At 30.9% G+C, this 22,308-nt stretch carries 24 protein-coding genes and 1 riboswitch; of the genes, 16 read left to right on the top strand and 8 right to left on the bottom strand.

The genetic code is table 11. From position 1 onward, the window contains the following. Window positions 1–115: 115 nt before the first annotated feature. Together ACZ267_RS10000 and ACZ267_RS09995 are read left to right on the top strand one after the other, a co-directional pair. Window positions 116–1,024, top strand: coding sequence for an NERD domain-containing protein (locus tag ACZ267_RS10000; RefSeq protein ID WP_002466230.1), 909 nt, complete (start codon window positions 116–118; stop codon window positions 1,022–1,024). A 152-nt stretch (window positions 1,025–1,176) separates the two neighbouring features. Further along, on the top strand, window positions 1,177–2,013 hold the full coding sequence (locus tag ACZ267_RS09995; RefSeq protein ID WP_079449144.1) for an aldo/keto reductase: 837 nt from the start codon (window positions 1,177–1,179) through the stop codon (window positions 2,011–2,013). Between the two features lie 59 nt (window positions 2,014–2,072). Here ACZ267_RS09995 and ACZ267_RS09990 read toward each other — a convergent pair whose 3' ends face one another. From ACZ267_RS09990 to ACZ267_RS09980, 3 genes are all read right to left on the bottom strand, one after another. Continuing rightward, complete coding sequence (locus ACZ267_RS09990) at window positions 2,073–2,429, bottom strand: fluoride efflux transporter FluC (protein ID WP_026088921.1); 357 nt, start codon at window positions 2,427–2,429, stop codon at window positions 2,073–2,075. Next, a complete protein-coding gene (crcB, locus tag ACZ267_RS09985) occupies window positions 2,429–2,791 on the bottom strand; it encodes a fluoride efflux transporter CrcB (protein WP_002466225.1) in 363 nt (120 codons plus the stop codon). The genes ACZ267_RS09990 and crcB overlap by 1 nt, the downstream gene beginning before the upstream one ends. Before the next feature lie 139 nt (window positions 2,792–2,930). Further along, complete coding sequence (locus ACZ267_RS09980; RefSeq protein ID WP_002466223.1) at window positions 2,931–3,236, bottom strand: hypothetical protein; 306 nt, start codon at window positions 3,234–3,236, stop codon at window positions 2,931–2,933. 255 nt (window positions 3,237–3,491) lie between these two features. Between ACZ267_RS09980 and ACZ267_RS09975 the strand changes: the two genes are divergently transcribed. Then, the gene (locus tag ACZ267_RS09975; protein ID WP_002466243.1) at window positions 3,492–4,205 is read left to right on the top strand and encodes a transaldolase; all 714 of its coding nucleotides are present in this window, start codon (window positions 3,492–3,494) and stop codon (window positions 4,203–4,205) included. 201 nt (window positions 4,206–4,406) lie between these two features. Continuing rightward, a complete protein-coding gene (locus ACZ267_RS09970; protein WP_002466233.1) occupies window positions 4,407–4,862 on the top strand; it encodes a hypothetical protein in 456 nt (151 codons plus the stop codon). Here the strand turns inward: ACZ267_RS09970 and ACZ267_RS09965 are convergent. Both ACZ267_RS09965 and ACZ267_RS09960 read right to left on the bottom strand, forming a co-directional pair. Then, complete coding sequence (locus ACZ267_RS09965; protein ID WP_002466246.1) at window positions 4,837–5,283, bottom strand: competence protein ComK; 447 nt, start codon at window positions 5,281–5,283, stop codon at window positions 4,837–4,839. The two genes, ACZ267_RS09970 and ACZ267_RS09965, sit on opposite strands and share 26 nt — an antisense overlap. Window positions 5,284–5,287: 4 nt before the next feature. Continuing rightward, complete coding sequence (locus tag ACZ267_RS09960) at window positions 5,288–5,776, bottom strand: sigma-70 family RNA polymerase sigma factor (protein ID WP_002466234.1); 489 nt, start codon at window positions 5,774–5,776, stop codon at window positions 5,288–5,290. Between the two features lie 192 nt (window positions 5,777–5,968). Between ACZ267_RS09960 and ACZ267_RS09955 the strand changes: the two genes are divergently transcribed. From ACZ267_RS09955 to ribH, 7 genes are all read left to right on the top strand, one after another. Continuing rightward, window positions 5,969–6,193 carry a hypothetical protein gene (locus ACZ267_RS09955; RefSeq protein WP_015364880.1) on the top strand — a complete coding sequence of 75 codons (225 nt, stop codon included), beginning with the start codon at window positions 5,969–5,971 and terminating at the stop codon, window positions 6,191–6,193. Between the two features lie 262 nt (window positions 6,194–6,455). Then, a complete protein-coding gene (gene sagB / locus ACZ267_RS09950; protein ID WP_015364881.1) occupies window positions 6,456–7,310 on the top strand; it encodes a peptidoglycan release complex glucosaminidase SagB in 855 nt (284 codons plus the stop codon). 322 nt (window positions 7,311–7,632) lie between these two features. Then, complete coding sequence (locus tag ACZ267_RS09945) at window positions 7,633–9,132, top strand: FAD/NAD(P)-binding protein (protein ID WP_002466241.1); 1,500 nt, start codon at window positions 7,633–7,635, stop codon at window positions 9,130–9,132. Between the two features lie 197 nt (window positions 9,133–9,329). Beyond that, window positions 9,330–9,460, top strand: a riboswitch (FMN riboswitch). Between the two features lie 163 nt (window positions 9,461–9,623). Beyond that, window positions 9,624–10,667, top strand: coding sequence for a bifunctional diaminohydroxyphosphoribosylaminopyrimidine deaminase/5-amino-6-(5-phosphoribosylamino)uracil reductase RibD (gene ribD, locus ACZ267_RS09940; protein ID WP_002466226.1), 1,044 nt, complete (start codon window positions 9,624–9,626; stop codon window positions 10,665–10,667). Between the two features lie 6 nt (window positions 10,668–10,673). Continuing rightward, on the top strand, window positions 10,674–11,306 hold the full coding sequence (gene ribE, locus ACZ267_RS09935; protein WP_002466238.1) for a riboflavin synthase: 633 nt from the start codon (window positions 10,674–10,676) through the stop codon (window positions 11,304–11,306). Between the two features lie 14 nt (window positions 11,307–11,320). Further along, window positions 11,321–12,502, top strand: coding sequence for a 3,4-dihydroxy-2-butanone-4-phosphate synthase (ribB, locus tag ACZ267_RS09930; RefSeq protein WP_015364882.1), 1,182 nt, complete (start codon window positions 11,321–11,323; stop codon window positions 12,500–12,502). 12 nt (window positions 12,503–12,514) lie between these two features. Then, on the top strand, window positions 12,515–12,973 hold the full coding sequence (gene ribH / locus ACZ267_RS09925) for a 6,7-dimethyl-8-ribityllumazine synthase (protein ID WP_002466232.1): 459 nt from the start codon (window positions 12,515–12,517) through the stop codon (window positions 12,971–12,973). 271 nt (window positions 12,974–13,244) lie between these two features. On the opposite strand, the gene ACZ267_RS09920 is transcribed toward ribH, so the two are convergent. Next, window positions 13,245–14,246, bottom strand: coding sequence for a proline dehydrogenase family protein (locus tag ACZ267_RS09920; protein ID WP_002466244.1), 1,002 nt, complete (start codon window positions 14,244–14,246; stop codon window positions 13,245–13,247). A gap of 232 nt (window positions 14,247–14,478) precedes the next feature. On the opposite strand from ACZ267_RS09920, the gene ACZ267_RS09915 reads away from it, so the two are divergent. Continuing rightward, a complete protein-coding gene (locus ACZ267_RS09915) occupies window positions 14,479–15,306 on the top strand; it encodes an alpha/beta fold hydrolase (protein WP_002466222.1) in 828 nt (275 codons plus the stop codon). 403 nt (window positions 15,307–15,709) lie between these two features. After that, window positions 15,710–16,111: a transcriptional regulator, SarA/Rot family gene (locus tag ACZ267_RS09910; protein ID WP_015364883.1), complete on the top strand. Its 402-nt coding sequence runs from the start codon at window positions 15,710–15,712 to the stop codon at window positions 16,109–16,111. 53 nt (window positions 16,112–16,164) lie between these two features. On the opposite strand, the gene mnmM is transcribed toward ACZ267_RS09910, so the two are convergent. Both mnmM and mnmL read right to left on the bottom strand, forming a co-directional pair. Beyond that, entirely contained in the window at window positions 16,165–16,728 is a 564-nt protein-coding gene (gene mnmM, locus ACZ267_RS09905; protein ID WP_463680315.1) for a tRNA 5-(aminomethyl)-2-thiouridylate-methyltransferase MnmM, read from the bottom strand. Next, window positions 16,725–17,678 carry a tRNA modification radical SAM protein MnmL/YtqA gene (gene mnmL, locus ACZ267_RS09900; protein ID WP_002452150.1) on the bottom strand — a complete coding sequence of 318 codons (954 nt, stop codon included), beginning with the start codon at window positions 17,676–17,678 and terminating at the stop codon, window positions 16,725–16,727. Before mnmL ends, mnmM begins: the two co-directional genes overlap by 4 nt. Before the next feature lie 106 nt (window positions 17,679–17,784). On the opposite strand from mnmL, the gene ACZ267_RS09895 reads away from it, so the two are divergent. The 3 genes from ACZ267_RS09895 to ACZ267_RS09885 all read left to right on the top strand — a co-directional run bounded on the left by ACZ267_RS09895 (window position 17,785) and on the right by ACZ267_RS09885 (window position 22,008). Further along, window positions 17,785–18,975, top strand: a complete 1,191-nt coding sequence (locus ACZ267_RS09895) for an MDR family MFS transporter (protein WP_002466235.1) — start codon at window positions 17,785–17,787, stop codon at window positions 18,973–18,975. Window positions 18,976–19,258: 283 nt separating this feature from the next. Beyond that, a complete protein-coding gene (gene leuS / locus ACZ267_RS09890) occupies window positions 19,259–21,673 on the top strand; it encodes a leucine--tRNA ligase (protein WP_019235960.1) in 2,415 nt (804 codons plus the stop codon). A gap of 23 nt (window positions 21,674–21,696) precedes the next feature. Next, window positions 21,697–22,008 (top strand): rhodanese-like domain-containing protein, encoded by a 312-nt coding sequence (locus tag ACZ267_RS09885; protein WP_002466229.1) that lies wholly within the window; start codon window positions 21,697–21,699, stop codon window positions 22,006–22,008. The last annotated feature ends 300 nt before the right edge of the window (window positions 22,009–22,308 follow it).

Raw genomic sequence — 22,308 nt, 5'->3', positions numbered from 1 at the left:
AATAACTTATGGGATGTTTGAAATATAATAAGATAAATTGCGACTAAATGTCGAAAATGTCATCATTATGTTTTATAATTAGTTGTATTGATCATATAAAAGGAGCGTTGATGTGATGAGTTTATCTTCACCTATTGGTATAGGGTTAATTGTTGCAGTAGTCATTGCATTTATCTTTTTTGTACTATTTTTAATTGCTTTAAATAGTAAGAAAAAGATTAAGCAACAAACAGAAGAAGAATACCAACAAAAAGAACAAAGTATAAAGGCATCTCATGAAGAAGCTTTAGAAAAAGAACGTATTGAGAATAAAAAGGCAGTTACGAAACAAAAAGAAGATTATGAAGCTACAGTAAATAGTAAAGAAAGAGAAATTGATGCATTAAAGCTATTCTCTAAAAACCATAGTGAATATGTAACTGATATGCGATTAATTGGTATTCGTGAGCGTTTAGTCAATGAAAAACGTATTCGTCCTGAAGATATGCATATCATGGCTAATATTTTCCTACCAACAAATGAATTAAATAAAATTGAAAGAATTAGTCATCTCGTTCTTACTCGTACTGGTTTATATATTATTGACTCTCAATTACTAAAAGGTCATGTATATAATGGGATTAGCGGTGCTCAGTTTTCTGAGTTACCAACTATGGAACAAGTATTTAATACGTTGGAATTAGATCAATCAACACCACAAACATTAGTACTTGATCAAAATAATGATCAAAAATCATTATCATTTATAAACTATTCAGACGAAATTCAACAAATACAGAATGTAGCAGGTGACTTACAAAGTAAATTAAATACAAAGTATACACCAACGTCTATTCTTTACTTTAATCCTAAAAATGATGGGGATGTTACTATTTCGAACTATGCTCAAAATAGTAATGTCAAAGTATTAGTTGGACCAGAACAACTTGATGAATTCTTTAACAAATTTGTATTCCATGGACGTATTCAATATAATGTCGACGATTTACAACAAATCATGGAACAAATTGAATCCTTTAATTAAATTTCAACTAAGCTAGTAGAGGTTTTAACTCTACTAGCTTTTTTAGTTTTGAGCACAGAAATTGAATTTTATATGACTTACGTTTAATCTAAGTTTGATTTACTTTCATAGGGTATAGAAATAATGAAATTGTATTTAAGGAGTGGGAATGTATGGACAATATTAAATTTTATAATGGACACACGATGCCGAAAGTTGGTCTAGGTACATTTAGAGTAGAAAATAATGATGATTGTACAAAAGCTGTTAAATACGCAATTGAAAATGGATATAGAAGTATCGATACAGCAAAGGTATATGGTAATGAAGAAAAAGTAGGCCAAGGTATTAAAGAAGGACTTGAATCCACTGGTTTAAAACGTGAGGATTTATTTATTACTTCAAAATTATGGTTAGAAGATTTTGGTAGAGAAAATGTTGAACAAGCTTATGAAAATAGTTTGAAAAGATTAGACTTAGATTATCTAGATTTATATTTAATGCATTGGCCAGGTACGAATGAAGCACTAATGATAGATACATGGCAAGGTATGGAAGATTTATATAAACAAGAGCGTGTTAAAAACATTGGAGTGAGTAACTTTAATGTAGATCATTTTGAAGCATTATTGGCTCAAGTATCTATTAAACCAGTCATCAATCAAGTTGAATTCCACCCATACTTAACTCAAAAAGAGTTAAGACAATATTTAGATGTTCAAAATATCGTGATGGAATCTTGGTCACCATTAATGAATGCTCAAATATTGGATGATGAAATAGTTAATCAGGTAGCACAAGAAGTTGGGCAAACGCCAGCACAAGTGATTATTAGATGGAACTATCAACATCAAGTAGTAACAATCCCTAAATCTGTGACACCACACCGTATAGATGAAAATCTAAATATATTAGATTTTGAATTGAATGATGACCAAATGAAAAAATTAGATAACCTTAATCAAAATAAAAGAATTGGACCTGATCCATCAGAATTTAATGGCCAATAAAAAAGACAAAACCACGTCCTCAAATTGAAAGGGGGGACGTGGTTTTAATATATCATCAACTATTGAAATAAATGATAAGCCCAATAACAACTTAAAAATGCGCCTACAAATTGCAAGAGTGTATAAATAATAAAAGGTATAGGCTTAAATTTAGGTGATACCATGCCTACAAGTTCATTAGATAAGGTTGAAAATGTTGTTAATCCGCCTAAAATACCTGTGATGAAGAATGAATTTATCCAATTGATGTGCAGTGATAATCCAGATACGGTGCCAATTAACACACATCCCATAATATTAACTATCAATGTACCCACAGGTAATTTGGTAATAAATTGATTGAAGTAATTTGATATTATCGCACGGATCATCGCACCGATGCCGCCACCAAGCATAACTAATATCATTGTCTTTATCATAACTGCTCACCTAATTTCTTACCTAGTAAACATAAAAGAATGCAAAGGATGTAACTTATCAAAGCATAAATGATTAATAACGCCCATTGTTGCTGATTATACATTTGAACGAGTTCGAATTGAAATGTAGAAAATGTAGTCAATGCACCCATGAATCCAGTAGTGACGGCTTTTTTTAATAAAGGATTGTTGTTAAATAGCTTAATTGTTAAAGCCGACAAAAATCCCATAAAAAAGCCACCTATTAAATTGGCGCTTAATGTGCCTATAGGTATGTCATGTCCATGATTAAAGAAAGAAAACAGATATCTCAATAATGCACCAAAGGCACCACCGATAAAAATATAAAAATATTGCATTTTCAAAAGTCCTTTCAATTTAATCTGTTTTAAAATATAAAATCATATATCTTGAGTTAGTTGAATGTCATATATAAAACTAAATCAACCAATTCTCATAGAAAAGGTTGATTTGAATAAATCCACACTACGTTATCCATTAAAAAAGGAAACCATAGGTATGTAATGAGGATAAAATATGAATGATAATTACGATGAAAATAAGAATAGGTAAAAACTTACTGGCAATTCTTATCCAATCTTGCTTTTCACGCGCGTGTTTGATAGATTTATCTGCAAATATCACTGAAGCAATCAATATAATGACATTGATCACACTACATGCAATGACCAGTTTAACGAATGAACCTAAAACACTATTCAATAAAGGATTATTTGTATTAAAGAAAAAGCTTATCGCTAATAATATTAATGTAATATAAAAGTAGATTTTTGATTTTGACATGCGCATCCTCCTAGATGGTTATCATTACAATATACTACCATTTTTTAGGATATGAGAATAGTATAAATTAATATAAAAAATGCGTTGAAAATCGAAATCCTATGATATAGGCAAATAATTCGCTTACATTTCAAAAGCATGTTATAAATTATTTATAAATAATTAATGAAGTTATGTTAAATTAAAGCATTTACATACTTAAATATAGTAATCAATAACATTAAATCAATGTTATCGATTAAGGAGGAATTCATTATGAGACAATTAAACGTAGAAGTATTTGCTGACGGTGCAGATATCGAAGAAATGAAAGCAGCATACAAAAACAAACAGGTTGATGGATTTACAACTAATCCTAGTTTAATGGCAAAAGCTGGCGTAACAGATTATAAAGCATTTGCTGAAGAAGCAGTGAGAGAAATTCCGGATGCTTCAATTTCATTTGAAGTATTCGCAGATGATTTAGAAACAATGGAAAAAGAAGCTGAAATCTTAAAACAATATGGTGATAATGTATTTGTTAAAATTCCTATTGTTACAACTGATGGTACGTCTACCATTCCATTAATTAAAGCTTTATCAGCTAAACAAGTAAGACTGAATGTAACTGCTGTTTATACGATTGAACAAGTTAAACAAATTACTGAAGCTGTAACTGAAGGGGTACCAACATATGTATCTGTATTTGCTGGTCGTATCGCCGACACTGGTGTAGATCCATTACCATTGATGAAGGAAGCTGTCGAAATTACACATAGTAAAAAAGGCGTTAAATTATTATGGGCTAGTTGCCGTGAATTATTTAATGTAATGCAAGCTGATGAAATTGGTGCTGATATCATTACATGTCCTGCAGATGTTGTTAAGAAGGTCAATAATAATTTAGGTAGAGATGTCGAAGGACTATCTATTGATACAGTCAAAGGCTTTGCTAAAGATATTCAAAGTTCAGGGTTATCTATTTTATAAATAATCATAAAATGATAGAAGATGAAGAATGAGTCAAAATAGTAGCCAATCGCACGTACATATTTTCAACTTTTATTTTAAGTAAACAATGTACGTTAGATTGGCTTTTCTTATTAAGATTTTTAATTTTGAATTGAATGATTGTTCAAAGTCATCTATGATATATAAATAACCAATTAGAGTAGAGGTGCAATTCTAGCTATGGATAAAAAGACATTTAGTGCTAGAGTAAAAAAGCAATTATGGTTCTTAAATAATAATGAAAAAGAACAACTTAATCAGGAATTGAACCAATTGGATGAACATGAGACTGATGTTTTAAATAAGCCTGTCAAATTTTCAAATCAATTTTTAAGAACTCAAGTATTTAGACAAAAAAATATAAGTTCATTTAGTCTAATTCTATTATTGATGGGAATCGTTTTTACATATGTGATATTATTAGGTGGCTTTCTATTTGGATTAATTACAAGTCTCACAGCTGTTAATTATTTTATTAATCCACAAGTCACTTTATCAACAGTAACAGTGATATTAATTATCGTAGGTGCGATTCTATTGATGATTATTTCTCTGTTCTTAATTAAGAAAGTAACTGCATTTTTTACTAAAAAGTTATTAGAATATAAATTTAATAAGCAGAATACGAATGTGTAATCAAATGGCAAAGAAGTAAGCTTTCTTGCCATTTTTTTATTATAGAAGTGTAAGGTTCGTCTACTACTAGAGATTTAGTATTAGAAAACTGTATGAGTGTGGCATCGCTTTTTGATTGAATTCCAATAATATAGTATGCATTAATATAAATTTGAATAGGAGAACGATGATTTTTAAGAGGGAACAAGATAAGTGTCTCATTAACGTAAAGAGGTATCTTTTTATTAATTTGAAGTAGTCGTTTAGCAAGTTTCTTTTGAAGCGGTAATGATTTTTGATGTAATTCTAATAGATATATTAATGTATTATTGATAGTAAGCGGTAGTGAAATGGCATATTGTTGATAATGACATCGAGTAACACTTTTTGGACCTATCTCTGTTTCAATATATAATAATTGAGATGTTGTAATTTGATTCATGTTGTCATTCCTTTTCTAGGTTGTATTGTAAATGCTGCATAATTTTGGATTGAGTTACTTTTTTAATTTTCTTAATAGTTGATATAGAAAGATGCATTATATTTGCGATTTCAAATTGTTTATAACCCAATAATTTTAAATCTAACCATTGTTTTTCTTGATTATTTAATAGATAATAAATGTCTTGCAAAAGTAATGCATCTTCGTTTAAAAATTGAATGGGTTCATTTTTTGAGTAGACAGTTGTATCAATATTTATAGTAGATAATTTTTTGTTTTCTTTGCGAAATATATCGATAAGATAATAGTTTAGCCTAATAAAAAGATAAGAGGATAATTTGTGAGATTTTGAGGGTTGATAATTATGAGTTAAGTGCCATAATTGGATTAACAGTAATTGATAAAACTCGTCATAATTATAAGTGATTTGGTATCTTTTTAACAAATAATGTATGATTTTGTTGTACTCTTGATAGATAATCTTGAATTCCAAAGTTTTCTCCTATTTATGTACATAAAGCGTTTTTCCGGATAAAATGAATTTAAAATATTTAATAAAAAATTTCATTTGCTTAATTGTAAAAATAGGTGTTAAATAGTAAGCATAGAAAATAACTAGGTATTTAAATTTTACAATTACATTGTCGTATTGTTTAAATAGAGCAAAGTTTGATAGGAGGTACGTATGGATTACGCACACTTAAATTTAGAACATTTTTTCGCACGCAATGACGATTTAGATCGAATTAAAGATCGCTCAGATTTTGTAATGATTAATAATTTTACTAATGAAATGAAATATAGAGATGGTGAAATTGAAGGAACAATTGATTTAAATCAATATTTTTATAAAAATAGATCACAAGCTGTAAGTTTTATCATGATGGAATATAAAAATCATAATAAATAATGGTAAAGGTTTAGACATAGAAATTGAATTGACACTATCATATGTAAATTGCATGCATATAATTCGTGCATCATTTTCCTGAAGATAGTGTCAATATTGTTGTCTAAATCTTTTTCATCTCAAAAGTTTCATTTTTATTACTTTTTATTTATGAATTTGTAACAAAGTATATATTAAATTGTGAATCAGAATTAATAATGTTAAACTTTATTATCGTAATACAATTGAAAAGAATAACAACATTGACCTAAGAGGTGTGAATATGACGAAGCACAAAAAGGGATCTATTGTTGCAATTTTAGGATTGCTGATTATCTTTGTAATTGGAGCAATTATCTTTTTCTCAATGGTTTCTGACCAAATCTTCTTTAAACACGTAAAAGAAGAACAGAAGATTGAGAAATTAGATGTAACTTTAGATAAAGCCGCAAAGAAACAAATAGATAACTATACGAGTCAACAAGTATCGAATAAAAACAATGATGCGTGGAGAGATGCATCATCAACTGAAATAAAATCAGCTATGGATAGTAGTCAATTTATCGATAGTGACGTACAAAAATATCAGTTTTTAGATTTATCTAAATATCAAGGTATTGATGAAAAAAGAATTAAGCGTATGTTAGTTGATCGACCAACTTTATTGAAACATACTGATGACTTTACAAAAGCAGCGAAAGATAAACATGTAAATGAAGTTTATTTAATTTCACATGCGTTATTAGAAACAGGTGCTGCTAAGAGTGAATTATCTAAAGGTGTAGAAATTGATGGTAAGAAATACTACAACTTTTACGGTGTAGGAGCATTAGACAAAGATCCTGTTAAGACAGGTGCTGAATATGCTAAAAAACATGGTTGGGACACACCTCAAAAAGCCATTTATGGTGGTGCTGATTTCATTCATAATCATTTCTTAAAACATGAAGATCAAGATACACTATACAGTATGAGATGGAATCCTAAGAATCCTGGTGAACATCAATATGCAACTGACATTAAATGGGCTGAAAGTAATGCCACTATCATCGCGGATTTTTATAAAGATATGAAAACTGAAGGTAAATATTTCAAGTTATATGTTTATAAAGATGATAAAGATCATTTGAAGAAATAATGAAGCTAATATGGAAAAATGCCTGCAACGGTAATAACTGTTGTAGGCATTTTTGTATACGTTAACTGTATTATTCAGCTTTATTATGACGTGTCATCCATAAAAATATTATAATAGTGAGTGCTATGATTTTAGAAATTAATTTCATTTCATCACCTCTTAGAAAGATTTTATCACAAATTATAAAGGATTAAATTGTTGAAGATTAGGATATATATGAGTAAATATGAAAGTCTAATTTTTGATAATCTATGAACTTGAAAAAGGAATTATTAAGAAAAATTATCACAGAAATAGATTTTAGATAAAGGATGATATAACAATGCGAGTAGCTATAATAGGAATGGGCACAGCCGGTGTCAGTGTTTTACGTCAACTTGTCAAACATGACCATTTTGAAAAATTAAAAGTAGATGTGTATGATGACCGCAATAATATGGGACAGGGTGTTCCTTTTCAAAATGATAGTAGTGAATTACTTATTAATATGCCGTCTAAAAAAATGAGTTTAAATTTAGATGATGATGAAGAGTTTTGGAAATGGTATCAACATCAGCAAGAATTTGAATTCGATAATCCTACATATTTACCACGTTTTGTATTTGGACATTATATGAAATCATATTTATCCAAATTTGATGATCAATATGAAAATATAACAATTATCAATCATAAAGTACGTGAAATATTTACGACTTCAAAAGTAGACGAAACAAATCTTAAATATTACGTTTGTACCTCAGATGATATGAAAGAATGGCGAGAATATGATTACTTATTTTTAACCTTTGGTACATTTGCATATCACGATCCATATCATTTAAAAGGTATAAAAGGGTTTAAACCGACACCTTACCCTACATACAATTCATTAGATGATGTAAATGAAGATGATAGAATTGCAATTCTTGGTACTGGTCTAGCAAGTCTAGATGTTATTCGATATGTCACTGCACATCACCCTAGATTGCCTATTTTAATGACTAGTCGATCTGCCAATTTACCTAGTGTAAGAGGTCAAATGGTAGATATAGAATTTACACATTTAACAAAACAAAAGTTTAATGATTTACAGGCACAGAATTATGGGAATGTCCCATTAGATATAGCAGTAGATTTATTTTTAAAAGAATGTAGCGACTATGGTATAGATTTTGAAAAATTAATCAATAGAAGAACTGGAAATCATATTAATGATTTAAAGTTTGATTTAGAACATGAAAAGGAAATGGGAATTTTCCAAAGTATAATTGAATACTTAAAGGAAAATTTAAATTGGATTTGGAATAGTTTAAGTTTTGAAGATCAACAAATATTTCAAGAGAAATATACTAAAATGATTCAACTCAATTCTAATCCAATGCCTCCTAGAACTGCGAAATTACTTATTGAGTTATTAGAAAAAGAGGCGTTGATTATCCGTAAAAATTTAAAAAATGTATATCATGAGGACGGATTATTCCATTTACAATATGAAAATGAGAATGACATTGAAGATTTTAATGTAGTCATTAATGCAACTGGATCTAAAAACCATTTATCTGAGCTAGATGAAGATGACCAATTAATTCGTAATTTAGAAAATAGGCAAATTGTACAATCTCATCCCATGGGTGGTATACAAATTATTCCTGAAACGAACCAGGTTATTAGTCCTAGATTTGGTACTTTAACTAATGTCATAGCGATAGGACAAATGACAAATGGCGTCAATAAACTTAGAAACGGTGTCAAAATGATTGTTAACCAAGTGGCTAATGCAGTTGATAGATTGTATGACACTCAACAAGACTTTGAAAATATAAACGAAGAGAGCATTTAGCGTTGATTAATGATATTCGGTTATTTTTAAATCCATATTTTATTTAAAAGAGAAACAAAATCCGATGATTTAATTTAAAAGTATTACTTTAATTAAGTACAATGTATAGTAATTGTATTTTTGAAAAAGGTGTAGTATGATTTGAATTGTAGTAAATCAGAATACAATACTCAATTAACCTTTAACAATTTCATATAAAATTCTTTCGGGGCAGGGTGAAATTCCCAACCGGCAGTGATATGAGCCTGCGACCTGCTAACATTTGTTAGTGGCTGATCTAGTGAAATTCTAGAGCCGACAGTTAAAGTCTGGATGGGAGAAAGAATGACGTTTATCGACATTAACATATATTTGTATAAGTATGTGTATTAATAAGTATATTTTTATTTTTTAGATATAAATATGCTTGTTTAAAAATATATGATTTCGCCTTATGCCTTGAAATGTATCATTTCATTGGTGTAAGGCTTTTTAATTTTAGAGGTGATATTTTGAGTAAATTTATGAATTATGCTATTCAACTTGCACAAATGGTTGATGGACAAACAGGTGTTAATCCTCCTGTAGGTTCGGTTGTCGTCAAAGACGGTAGAATAGTTGGTATTGGTGCTCACTTACGAAAAGGTGATAAACATGCTGAAGTTCAAGCTTTAGACATGGCACAATCAGAAGCAAAAGGTGCGACAATATATGTATCATTAGAACCATGTACACATCATGGTTCAACGCCACCATGTGTAGATAAAATCATCGAAGCAGGTATTCAAAAAGTCATTTATGCTGTTAAAGATACTACACTCATTTCAAAAGGTGATGACATATTGAAGAATGCAGGCATTGAAGTTGAATTTCAATATAATGCCGTTGCAGCCCAACTTTATCAAGATTTCTTCACTGCTAAAAGGAATGGCATTCCCGAATTAACTGTGAAAGTTTCTGCTAGTTTAGATGGTAAACAAGCTACCGATGATGGCGAGAGTAAGTGGATTACTAATAAGGATGTAAAAAAAGATGTTTATCAATTACGTCATAGTCACGATGCAGTATTAACCGGACGTAAAACGATAGAAGCTGACGATCCTTTGTACACGACAAGGATAGCTGACGGTAAACATCCAATTCGTGTCATACTTAGTAAAAGTGGCAAATTAGATTTTGGTCAACAACTATTTCACGACAACGCTTCTCCCATTTGGATCTATACAGAAAATAAAAATTTAACAGTAGACAATAGTAATGTAACTATTATATATATGGAACAATGTGAGATTAAATCTATTTTAAAAGATTTATATCATAAAGGTATCGGGAAACTGTTAGTCGAAGCAGGTCCCGAAATTACTTCAGAATTTCTCCAATCAGATCATTTAGATCACCTTGTACTTTATTTTGCCCCGAAAATAATAGGTGGTTCTGGTAAGAATCAATTTTTCCAAACTGACCAAATTATATCATTACCAGATACAACTCAATTTGAAATTGTTAATTCCACGTTAATACATCAAAATATTAAATTAGTTTTGAGAAAGAAGTGATTGCAAATGTTTACAGGCATCATTGAAGAAATAGGAACGGTACAAGAAGTTCGTAATCAAAATTCAGTTCGAACATTAGTAATTACTGCCGAAAAAATACTAGAAGACATGCATATTGGTGATTCAATTAGTGTGAACGGTGCGTGTTTGACTGTCATTGATTTTGATGACCAAACATTTTCTGTTCAAGTGATTAAAGGCACAGAAAATAAAACTTACCTCTCTGATGTTCAACGCCATACGAAAGTTAATTTAGAAAGAGCGATGAGTGGAAACGGCAGATTTGGTGGTCACTTTGTGTTAGGTCATGTTGATCATTTAGGAACGATTTCTAAAATTAATGAATCTGCCAATTCAATGATTATCCAAATTAAAGCATCCAAATCCATACTTAATCAAATGGTTAAACAAGGATCGATAACAGTTGATGGTACAAGTTTAACGATTTTCGATCTTCATTCAGATGCTTTTGATATACATTTGATTCCTGAAACAAGACGTTCCACCATCTTATCTAGTAAAAAAGTGGGAGATAACGTACATTTAGAATCAGATGTATTATTCAAATATGTTGAAAATATTTTAAATCATAATCAATCGAGTTTAACAGAAGAAAAACTAAAAGCATTTGGTTTTTAGGGGAGGCAATAAACATGAAGTTCGACAGTATTGAATTAGCCTTAAAAGCTTTAAAACAAGGTGAAAGTATTATTGTAGTTGATGATGAAGATAGAGAAAATGAAGGCGACTTAATAGCAATAACTGAATGGATGAAAGACGATACGATTAATTTCATGGCTAGAGAAGGTCGTGGGTTAATTTGTACACCTATCAGTTCAAGTATTAGTGAACGCCTAGAGCTCCATCCGATGGAATCACATAACTCAGACGTGTATGGGACAAATTTTACTGTAAGTATTGACCATAAGAATACAACAACAGGTATCAGTGCGAATGAGAGAACACTAACTGCAAGAGCACTAATCGAAGAGCATGCAAAAGCTTCAGATTTTAACCGTCCAGGTCACTTATTTCCTTTAATTGCTAAAGATAATGGTGTGTTAGAAAGAAATGGGCATACAGAGGCGGCAGTAGATCTTGCTAAATTAACAGGTGCTAAACCTGCAGGTGTAATTTGTGAAATTATGAATAATGATGGGTCTATGGCTAAGGGTGAAGATCTTCAAGCATTTAAAGAGAAACATCAATTAGTTATGATTACGATTGAAAGTTTAATAGAATATCGTCAAGTTAATGAATCACATGTAAATCTTAATGCGAAAGTAAAAATGCCAACCGATTTTGGTACATTTGATATGTATGGTTTTACAACTGATTATAGTGAAGAAGAAATCGTCGTTATAACTAAAGGTGATATTAGATCACATGAAAATGTGCGTATCCATTCTGCATGCCTTACGGGTGATATTTTCCATAGCCAACGATGTGATTGTGGTGCTCAATTAGAAGCTTCGATGAATTATATAGAACAAAACGGTGGAATGATTATCTATTTACCTCAAGAAGGGCGTGGCATAGGACTCATGAATAAATTACGTGCCTATGAATTAATTGAAAAAGGTTATGATACTGTTACAGCTAATTTAGCATTAGGATTCGATGAAGATTTACGAGATTATAATATAGCTGCACAGATTCTTAAATATTTTGAAATAGAAAAAGTAAATTTATTAAGTAATAATCCGAAGAAATTTGAAGGATTAAAAGAATATGGCATTAATATTCAACAACGTATAGAAGTGATTGTACCAGAAACACAATATAATCATGACTATATGACAACTAAAAAAGAAAAAATGGGACATTTAATTTAGGAGGATCATAAAATGAATTTTGAAGGAAAATTAGTAGGTAAAGATTTAAAAGTTGCTATTGTAGTGAGTAGATTTAATGATTTTATTACAGGACGTTTGCTAGAGGGTGCTAAGGATACTTTTATTCGTCACGATGTTGACGAAAATAATATTGATGTCGCTTATGTACCTGGTGCTTTTGAAATTCCTATGGTTGCAAGAAAATTAGCTCAAACAGGTAAATATGATGCAGTAGTCACATTAGGATGTGTCATAAGAGGGGCGACATCGCATTATGATTATGTTTGTAATGAAGTTGCAAAAGGTGTATCAAAAGCTAATGAGTCAACAGATGTGCCTGTTATATTTGGTATATTAACTACGGAAAGTATTGAACAAGCAGTTGAACGTGCAGGAACTAAAGCAGGTAATAAAGGTTCTGAAGCGGCTGTAAGTGCAATAGAAATGGCTAATTTATTGAAACAATTTTAAACAAGAAAGGAGAGGGACAGAAATAATAAAGAACCACTAATCATTGAATATGAAGTGGTTCTTACGCATTAGCCACAGCTAATGTGTACTTTAAAATAGGAATACATGAGTGAAACTCATGCATAAGAAATACTAATTTCTAAAGAAAAAGAATGACTTTACAGTCAACTACTGCTTATACATGAATGTAACTTGAAATATATATTTATGTCTCAACCTGTACAGCCTGCCTACAAAATTAGTATTTTGTGGGCAGTTTTTTTTAATGATTTTATTTACGTAAATACTTAGTAGTTAACCCTACAAGAGAAGCAACACTTATACCAATAGCTGAGAAAACACCAACTTTTTTCAATGTCTCTGGTGTCGCAAATTCTTTAACTGCTAATGATAAATTTTGTGGGCGTTCTGCTAATCTTCTCATAAAGTAAGCAAACCAATCATCACCATAAGGGACATATACTGTAAAATGATAGCCCTCATTGGCAATTGTTTGAGCTAACTCTGAACGGAAACCATATAGCATCTGGAATTCCATTTGCTCTTTTTCGATATGATTTTCTTTCATAAATTGTTTCACATGGTTAATAATATTATGATCATGTGTTGCAACTGAAGTGAAATTACGCGCATTTAAAAGTCTTTTTTCAATTATTTTAATATAATTTGCGTCAATCTCTTCTTTAGTTTGGTATGCAATAGAGGCATCCTCTTTATATGCCCCTTTAACGAGTCTTAATCGTAACTCAGGATATTTATCAATCAGTTTTTCAGCATCATAGAGATATGCTTGAATCACTGTACCAACATTTTTGAATTCTCCCTTTAATCGATCTAAAACTTCAATAATTTGTTGTAAGCTATCATATTTTTCAGTATCTATATTGATATGCATGTTCCCATATTCATTAGCTTTAAGTAAAATTTCTCTCAAATTTTGGTATGCAAGTTCTAAGTCAAATTCACTACCTAATAAACTTAATTTGACTGACATATGTGCATCAACATGGTATTGGCTTATGGCTTCCATGATTTCTAATATTTCTTGTTTAGCTTGTTGACTTTCTTGCTCTGTTGTCACAAATTCCCCTAAGTTATCAACAGTAACAGAAATCTTGTTTTCATTTAAATACTCAATTGTTTCTATCAATTGTGGAATTGTGTTACCAGCTACTACTTTGTTAGCACCAAGTCTTGGACCAACTTGTTTAGCAGCATTATTTAAATAACTGTTATTAGACAAAGTTATAAATACATTTTTGAAAACTCCCATCGTACATACCTCCATAACCAAATATCATTGGTAGTTTTAAAATAGTGTATCATGAAACATATTTTTGAGAAAGCGTTTACATAAAGAATTTAATAATGTTTTTAGTAATATTACACGGTTTTGAGGTAGGCATGTCTGCATGTTTAAGATAATAGATTAAAATGGCAATTAATTGTAATGTTTTGGTATAATTATGCTATTGAAGATTTTTGAAAAAAGGGGCAATTTAAGAATGTGGAAGTGGGAAACTGAAAATGACGCAAAAGGCGTTGTTGTCATTGCTCATAATATATTAGAACATACTGGTCGATATGCCTATGTTATTACGATGTTAAGAAGAAATGGTTATCATGTCATAATGGGTGATCTACCTGGACAAGGCCAAACGTCTAGAGCTAATAAAGGACAAATTGAAGATTTTAATGAATATCATGAGAATATATTAGAATGGATTAAAATTGCTAATGAGTATAAAATTCCAACCTTTATTCTTGGTGTAGGTTTAGGTGGTTTAATTTTAATTAACTTATTAGAGCGAATTGAATTACCCGTTGAAGGTTTAATGCTCATTTCACCATTATTAGAATTTAAACAATCAGGTAAGGATAGAAAGAATAAATTACTCTCTAATGTTGGTAAAGTATCCAAAGATACTCGATTTAAAATTGGTATCACAGCTCAAGACCTAACACGTAATGATGAAGTTATTGAAGATACAGTCAATGATGGATTAATGTTGAAAAAAGTGACATATCATTGGTATAACCTTGTAAATGAAATGATGAAAGAGACAATGGAACACATCAAAGATATCAAACCATTACCAACTTTAATTATGACAGGTAGTGAAGATATCATTTCAGAAATCAATGCAACTGAAACATTTAAAGATAAACTAGTAACAAATGAGTTATATTATAAAGTATGGAATGGTTTATACCATGAGATTCATAATGAGCCAGAGCGAGACCAAGTGATGCGTTATGTACTAACTTTCCTTAATAATAGTGTAAATACTATGGGATTTATTGTTGAAGAAGATGAAATTGAAGATATATGATTCTAACCAGGTTGTTTAAGCAACCTGGTTTTTTTGTGAAAAAGTAGTAGAAAACTATTAATCTTTTTTATAAGGTTAATGGAGATAAATACGTAAAATCTTTTTTAATTTATAGTTGCAATTTTAATGTAATATTGATATATTTTGTTTGGATTAAAAATATAATTTTAATATGTAATAAGACTTCGTGTATTGAAATCGAACCATTTTACAAAATTATATTTTTATATGTCACATTTATAGTAAAATACACAAGTCTTAACCAAGCATTTCATTTATCAAATGTTCTGTTAATATGAACAAGCAATATTGACAATTTTTCAATTAACCGATGATAGAAATTTGGGAGTCGGTTATTTTAGAAAATGATAAAATTAACTTGTTATTTTGGGAGATGTTAACTATGAATCAAAATGAAAATGAAAGAGTTTATGGTATTTTACAGTTAGACAAGTTGTTAGCCGATGTTAATTCTATATTTGAAACAATTCAAAAAGAATATGACATGTCTAAAGAAGAGATTTTAATTTTATTAAACCTATGGGAAAAAGGTTCAATGACATTAAAAGAAATGGACGAGTTTGTTGAAATTAAGCCGTATAAGCGAACAAGAACTTACAATAATTTAGTTAATTTAGAGTGGATATATAAAGAGCGTCCACAAGACGATGAACGTACTGTTATTATTCATTTTAATGAAAAATTAGCAAAACAAAAAGATGGTTTACTTGATTTCATTGGGGAAACAATTACATCGAAATCAGAACCTATGCAGACAAGCTTAAAATCAATCTTAGCTGTATAATATCAAAAAAGAAGGGGCCCTTTTTGGGTCCCTTCTTTGTCGCGTTAATAACGTTAACCTCTTTTTTCAATAGTGCATATGAATGGTGCATTATTCTTTTGATTTATAAACTGATATTGTAAGACGTGTGCTTGTTTTTGATCTAAATGTGTTAAATAATCCATTAATGCATCTCGTTCAATTTTACCTTCATCATGACCATGATAAATCACTAATATAATGATACCTTCTTCATTCAATAAATCAAAAATATTTTGGATGGCACTTATAGTTGTTTGATGTGTAGTAACGATTGATTTATCACCTTTAGGTAAATAACCAAGATTAAATATAGCAGCATCGACATTGCCGATATGGTCTTTAGTAATATATTGTTTTACATTTTCATGACCATCTTTAATCAGTTTTACATTTGAATAGTTAGATACCTTCATTTTAGTATTATCGATAGCCAATTGTTGAATATCAAAGCCATATACAAATCCATGAGGCACTTGTTGTGCCAAGAATAAAGTATCGTTTCCATTACCACAAGTAGCGTCAATGACGATACTAGAATCAGTAATATGACTTTGAATCAGAATCTTTGAAAAGGGGAGTATCCGTTCTAGTTTCATGATTTCACCTTATGTTCAAACTTTTTACCTTGATATGAATCTCGACGTGCTAATTCATTGTCTATCTCATTTAGCACTTCCCATTTATTTACACTCCACATAGGGCCAACCATTAAGTCAATTGGACCATCTCCTGTAATACGGTGAATAATCATTTCAGGTGGAAGAATTTCAAGTTGATCACATACGAGGTTTGTATAATCCTCTTGTGACATGAATTCTAACATGCCTTTTTCATATTGTTTTACCATTGGCGTGCCCTTTAATAGATGTAATAAATGAATCTTAATTCCTTGGACGTCCATTTGAGCAACTTCACGTGCAGTTTCCATCATCATGTTATAGTCTTCACCTGGTAACCCATTAATGATATGTGTACATACGTTGATATTATGCTTACGTAATTTAGCGACACCTTCATAATACGTTTGCATATCATGTGCACGATTAATTAAGTCCGAAGTCGTTTGGTGTACAGTTTGTAAACCAAGTTCTACCCAAAGATAAGTTCTTTGATTTAATTCTGCTAAATATTCAACAACATCGTCAGGTAAACAGTCAGGACGAGTAGCAATTGATAAACCTACAACGCCTTCTTCTTTCAGGACAGGTTCATATTTTTCTTTTAATACTTCTACAGGAGCATGTGTATTTGTAAAGGCTTGAAAGTAAGCGATATATTGACCTTCACTCCATTTTTCATGCATTCTTTCTTTGATTTGTTGGAATTGTACTTCAATAGGATCAGCACGATTTCCTGCAAAATCGCCACTACCAGCTGCTGAACAAAATGTACATCCACCATGAGCTACAGTACCATCTCTATTTGGACAGTCGAAACCACCATCTAAGGCAACTTTAAATATTTTTCGACCAAATTTATTTTTTAAGTGATAATTCCAAGTGTGATATCTTTTATCTTCAAAAGCATACGGGAAGAAATTACCCATAAGACATTTTCCTTTCTGTTTTGTATCTAAATAAAGATTTTAACATACTTTAATGTTATAGTGTCTATTATAGATTGAGAAAAATATAAAGAGGAGAACGCAAGAAATGAATATACCAAAATCAGTATGGTGGCTTGTAATAGGTATGGCTTTAAATATTACGGGCGCCAGCTTTTTGTGGCCATTAAATACGATTTACATGAAAGAAGAACTTAATAAAAGTTTAACAATTGCTGGTATAGTTTTATTAATTAATTCTTTGGGTATGGTTGTAGGCAATTTACTTGGCGGTGTATTATTCGATAAACTTGGTGGTTATAAAACCATACTTATCGGCACATTTACTTGTTTATTTAGTACGACATTACTAAATTTATTTCATGGTTGGCCGTGGTATGCTGTATGGCTTGTACTACTAGGATTTGGCGGCGGTATGATTATCCCCGCAATTTATGCTATGGCTGGAGCAGTATGGCCAAATGGTGGTAGACAAACGTTTAATGCCATTTATTTAGCGCAAAATATTGGCGTTGCATTAGGTGCAGCATTAGGTGGATTTGTTGCAGAGTTAAGTTTTAATTATATATTTATAGCAAATCTAGTTATGTATGTACTTTTCGCCATAGTGGCAATCACGCAATTTAATTTAGAAATTAACGCTAAAGTTAAAAGACAAGATAATATTGATTTAAATAATCAAGAGAATATTAGTAGATTTATCTCTTTATTATTAGTTTGTGTCGTATTCGCTATATGTTGGATTGGTTACATACAGTGGGAAACTACAATTGCTTCATTTACGCAATCTATCCATATATCAATGTCTCAGTACAGTGTATTATGGACAATAAATGGAATTATGATTTTAATAGCACAACCTTTAATAAGACCTATTATTATCCTTTTAAAAGGCAATTTAAAAAAGCAAATGTTTGTAGGAATATTAATATTTATGGGATCATTTTTAGTAACTAGCTTTGCACATCAATTTTCAATGTTTGTTATCGGTATGGTGATATTAACATTTGGTGAAATGTTTGTTTGGCCAGCAGTACCAACCATAGCCAATCAGTTAGCACCTAAAGGAAAAGTAGGGCAATACCAAGGTATTGTAAATTCAGCATCGACAGTTGGCAAAGCTCTAGGGCCATTGTTTGGTGGTTTACTCGTAGATTTATTTAATATGCGAATGATGTTTTTAACCATGATCATATTACTAGGTTTAGCTATCATCATTTTAAGCCTTTTTGCGAAAAGTAAAGCTGCTAAAAAATATTTAGACTATCAATCAAATTAGAATAATGAAAAATTGACATTAACCTCTTGCAATCATACGCATAATCAAATACTATTAATTTGTAATAACATGTTATTAGACGCTTTTCTACAGAGAACTAGTGTGGTGAGAACTAGTGTTAAGGACTATAAATAACATTATTAAACATATAACGAATTTAATGATGACATCTCTTACTATTGAATGAAGTGCGCAGAATATGCGAATAAGGGTGGTAACGCGGCTATGGTCGTCCCTTAATCACTAGTGAGGGGTGTCTTTTTATTGAATAGGAGGAAACGTATTGAATTACAATCATAACGAAATCGAGAAGAAGTGGCAAAAATATTGGGAAGACAACAAAACATTTAAGACACAAGATAATTTAGGTCAGAAGAAATTTTACGCATTAGATATGTTTCCATATCCATCTGGTGCTGGTCTACATGTAGGACATCCAGAAGGTTATACTGCAACAGATATCATATCACGTTATAAGCGTATGCAAGGGTATAATGTACTTCACCCAATGGGATGGGATGCATTTGGTTTACCTGCAGAGCAATATGCCCTAGACACAGGGAATGATCCACGTGAATTTACTCAAAAAAATATTCAAACATTTAAACGTCAAATACAAGAATTAGGATTTAGTTATGATTGGGATAGAGAAGTTAATACAACAGATCCTAACTATTATAAATGGACACAATGGATTTTTATTCAACTTTATAATAAAGGATTAGCATATGTAGATGAAGTAGCAGTCAACTGGTGCCCAACACTAGGTACAGTACTCTCAAATGAAGAAGTTGTTGATGGTGTTTCAGAACGTGGTGGTCATCCAGTATATAGAAAACCAATGAAACAGTGGGTACTTAAAATTACAGAATATGCAGACCGATTATTAGAGGATTTAGAGGATTTAGATTGGCCTGAATCAATTAAAGATATGCAACGCAATTGGATTGGTCGTTCAGAAGGTGCTAGAGTTTCATTTAATGTTAAAGATACAGATGAAAAAGTAGAAGTCTTTACAACTAGACCTGACACTATTTTTGGTACGTCATTCTTAGTATTAAGTCCGGAACATACTTTGGTCAATCAAATTACGAGTGATGATAAATTAGAAGAGGTAAAAGCATATCAAACAGAAGCATCTAAAAAGTCTGATTTAGAACGAACAGATTTAGCTAAAGGCAAAACAGGTGTATTCACAGGTGCTTATGCAATCAATCCTGTTTCAGGTGAGCAACTTCCAATATGGATTGCGGATTATGTACTTTCGACTTATGGTACAGGAGCGGTTATGGCAGTACCTGGACATGATGAACGTGATCATGAATTTGCAGAAAAATTTGAGCTTCCTATAATTGAAGTTATTGAAGGTGGCGATGTACAGACCGAAGCGTACACTGGTAATGGACCACATGTGAATTCAGGAGAATTAAATGGTCTGTATAATGACGAAGCCATTTCAAAAGCAATCGAGTTATTAGAAGCGAATCAAGCTGGTGAGAAAAAGGTTAATTATAAATTACGTGATTGGTTGTTTAGTAGACAACGATATTGGGGAGAACCAATACCAATTATTCATTGGGAAGATGGATCTATGTCAACGGTACCTGAGTCAGAATTACCATTATTACTACCTGAAACAGATGAGATTAAACCATCAGGTACAGGTGAGTCACCACTTGCTAACATTGATGATTTTGTTAATGTCACAGATGAAAAGACAGGTATGAAAGGTCGTCGTGAAACAAATACGATGCCACAATGGGCAGGTAGCTGTTGGTATTATTTAAGATACATTGATCCTGACAATGATAAAATGATTGCAGATCCAGAAAAATTAAAACATTGGTTACCAGTAGATTTATATATTGGTGGTGTAGAACACGCAGTCCTTCACCTTTTATATGCTCGTTTCTGGCACAAAGTACTTTATGATTTAGGTGTAGTGCCAACAAAAGAGCCTTTCCAAAAATTATACAATCAAGGTATGATTCTTGGTGAAGGAAATGAAAAAATGAGTAAATCTAAAGGAAATGTAATTAATCCAGATGACATTGTAAATTCACATGGTGCTGATACACTTCGTTTATATGAAATGTTTATGGGACCATTAGATGCAGCAATAGCATGGAGTGATAAAGGACTTGATGGATCACGTCGTTTCTTAGATCGAGTATGGCGATTAATTGTAAAAGAAGATGGCTCATTATCAGATAAGATTGTTGAAACTAATAATAAATCATTAGATAAAACTTATAATCAAACTGTTAAAAAGGTAACAGAAGATTTTGATACATTAGGATTCAATACAGCGATCAGTCAATTAATGGTATTTATTAATGATTGCTATAAAGCGGATGAAATTTATAAACCTTATATAGAAGGTTTTGTAACAATGTTAGCACCAATTGCACCTCATATTGGTGAAGAATTATGGGATAGATTAGGGCATTCTGATACCATTACGTACCAACCTTGGCCTACTTATAATGAATCATTATTAGTTGATGATGAAGTTGAAATCGTTGTTCAAGTTAATGGGAAATTAAGAGCTAAAATTGAAATACCTAAAGATTTATCTAAAGAAGAAATGCAAGATTTAGCATTAGCAAATGATAATGTTAAGATGAGTATTGAAGGTAAAGAAATTAAAAAAGTCATTGCAGTACCGCAAAAACTTGTTAATATCGTTGCTAAATAGATAATACTAAAGGAGTTTTACAAATGGAATCAATTACAATAGATCAATTAAAAGAGAAAATTTTGGACTCAAATCCAATTAATATTGTAGATGTACGAAATAATGATGAAACAGCTATGGGAATTATTCCAGGGGCGAAAACAATTCCAATGAATGAAATTCCTGACCATTTAAATGAATTTGATACTAATCAAACTTATTATATTATTTGTGCTGCAGGTGCAAGAAGTGCTAGAGTCGTTGAATATTTAGAGGACTCAAATATTCATGCTGTTAATGTAGAAGGCGGTATGAATGAGTGGGGCACAGAAGGATTAGAAATTAATAATATTTAAGTAAGATCTATCAATAGAGCTAGATTAAATGCTATGTAAATATAGCACTTTAATCTAGCTTTTTTTAATTATGAAGATCATTTCAAGTTTAACATCTTAAAATACAGATATATATATGAATAAAAACGTACACTATTTTATTTTTATTTTGTGTACTAGATTTAGAATAATATTGGTGTTAAAATCAAAATAACTATTAATTAATTGAGCGAATGGTTTAAATAGCGATTTAATTCATTTAAGATACAAACACTAAAAATGTTCATTAATTATAAACAACAAGAAGTGCAACAAGGAGGA

The organism is Staphylococcus sp. AC872, assembly GCF_979255425.1.
Note: the sequence above shows the minus strand (reverse complement) of the source record. Positions and strands in the feature narration are given on the sequence as shown.

What these genes read in the sequence shown, in the direction of transcription:
- ribB (WP_015364882.1), top strand. Translation starts at nt 11,321, where the DNA reads ATGAAGTTCGACAGTATTGAATTAGCCTTAAAAGCTTTAAAACAAGGT.
- ACZ267_RS09895 (WP_002466235.1), top strand. Translation starts at nt 17,785, where the DNA reads ATGAATATACCAAAATCAGTATGGTGGCTTGTAATAGGTATGGCTTTA.
- ACZ267_RS09885 (WP_002466229.1), top strand. Translation starts at nt 21,697, where the DNA reads ATGGAATCAATTACAATAGATCAATTAAAAGAGAAAATTTTGGACTCA.
- ribH (WP_002466232.1), top strand. Translation starts at nt 12,515, where the DNA reads ATGAATTTTGAAGGAAAATTAGTAGGTAAAGATTTAAAAGTTGCTATT.
- mnmM (WP_463680315.1), bottom strand. Translation starts at nt 16,728, where the DNA reads ATGAAACTAGAACGGATACTCCCCTTTTCAAAGATTCTGATTCAAAGT.
- ribE (WP_002466238.1), top strand. Translation starts at nt 10,674, where the DNA reads ATGTTTACAGGCATCATTGAAGAAATAGGAACGGTACAAGAAGTTCGT.
- ACZ267_RS09910 (WP_015364883.1), top strand. Translation starts at nt 15,710, where the DNA reads ATGAATCAAAATGAAAATGAAAGAGTTTATGGTATTTTACAGTTAGAC.
- ACZ267_RS09945 (WP_002466241.1), top strand. Translation starts at nt 7,633, where the DNA reads ATGCGAGTAGCTATAATAGGAATGGGCACAGCCGGTGTCAGTGTTTTA.
- crcB (WP_002466225.1), bottom strand. Translation starts at nt 2,791, where the DNA reads ATGCAATATTTTTATATTTTTATCGGTGGTGCCTTTGGTGCATTATTG.
- ACZ267_RS09980 (WP_002466223.1), bottom strand. Translation starts at nt 3,236, where the DNA reads ATGTCAAAATCAAAAATCTACTTTTATATTACATTAATATTATTAGCG.
- ACZ267_RS09995 (WP_079449144.1), top strand. Translation starts at nt 1,177, where the DNA reads ATGGACAATATTAAATTTTATAATGGACACACGATGCCGAAAGTTGGT.
- ACZ267_RS10000 (WP_002466230.1), top strand. Translation starts at nt 116, where the DNA reads ATGAGTTTATCTTCACCTATTGGTATAGGGTTAATTGTTGCAGTAGTC.
- mnmL (WP_002452150.1), bottom strand. Translation starts at nt 17,678, where the DNA reads ATGGGTAATTTCTTCCCGTATGCTTTTGAAGATAAAAGATATCACACT.
- ACZ267_RS09915 (WP_002466222.1), top strand. Translation starts at nt 14,479, where the DNA reads ATGTGGAAGTGGGAAACTGAAAATGACGCAAAAGGCGTTGTTGTCATT.
- ACZ267_RS09970 (WP_002466233.1), top strand. Translation starts at nt 4,407, where the DNA reads ATGGATAAAAAGACATTTAGTGCTAGAGTAAAAAAGCAATTATGGTTC.
- sagB (WP_015364881.1), top strand. Translation starts at nt 6,456, where the DNA reads ATGACGAAGCACAAAAAGGGATCTATTGTTGCAATTTTAGGATTGCTG.
- ACZ267_RS09955 (WP_015364880.1), top strand. Translation starts at nt 5,969, where the DNA reads ATGGATTACGCACACTTAAATTTAGAACATTTTTTCGCACGCAATGAC.
- ACZ267_RS09965 (WP_002466246.1), bottom strand. Translation starts at nt 5,283, where the DNA reads ATGAATCAAATTACAACATCTCAATTATTATATATTGAAACAGAGATA.
- ACZ267_RS09920 (WP_002466244.1), bottom strand. Translation starts at nt 14,246, where the DNA reads ATGGGAGTTTTCAAAAATGTATTTATAACTTTGTCTAATAACAGTTAT.
- ACZ267_RS09975 (WP_002466243.1), top strand. Translation starts at nt 3,492, where the DNA reads ATGAGACAATTAAACGTAGAAGTATTTGCTGACGGTGCAGATATCGAA.